The sequence below is a fragment of the Aquabacterium parvum genome (genome assembly GCF_001447195.1).
Lineage (GTDB): Bacteria > Pseudomonadota > Gammaproteobacteria > Burkholderiales > Burkholderiaceae_C > Aquabacterium > Aquabacterium parvum.
The window spans coordinates 1-273 of record NZ_LFRI01000212.1 but is presented as its reverse complement, the minus strand read 5'-3'; the positions used below and the strand labels follow the sequence as shown (position 1 = coordinate 273).

Sequence of the window (273 nt, the reverse complement as noted above, 5' to 3'; positions counted from 1 at the left end):
TCACCATCGACGCTGTGAGGCTGCATGCGGCCAGCTTCTGCATGAAGCACCTGCTTTGCCCTCTGTGTGCCATTAGACGGGGCGCTAAGTCGATGAAAGCCTACTTGGATAGGTGGGAGGTCATCCGAGCCGAGAAGACGGCTCTGAGGCCTTTTTTGGTGACTTTGACGGTGAAGAACGGTGATGACCTGGCTGAACGCTTTAAGCACCTTCATAGAGCCCAGCGCGAGCTATGGAAACGCCGGCAACGTGGTCGCGGCTCTGTGCTCGATG

At 57.1% G+C, this 273-nt stretch carries 1 protein-coding gene; it reads left to right on the top strand.

Annotation, left to right across the window (positions count from 1 at the left end):
• Positions 1–14 precede the first annotated feature (14 nt).
• A partial coding sequence (locus ABG80_RS22610; RefSeq protein WP_268760950.1) for a protein rep occupies positions 15–273 on the top strand: 259 nt, incomplete at its 3' end.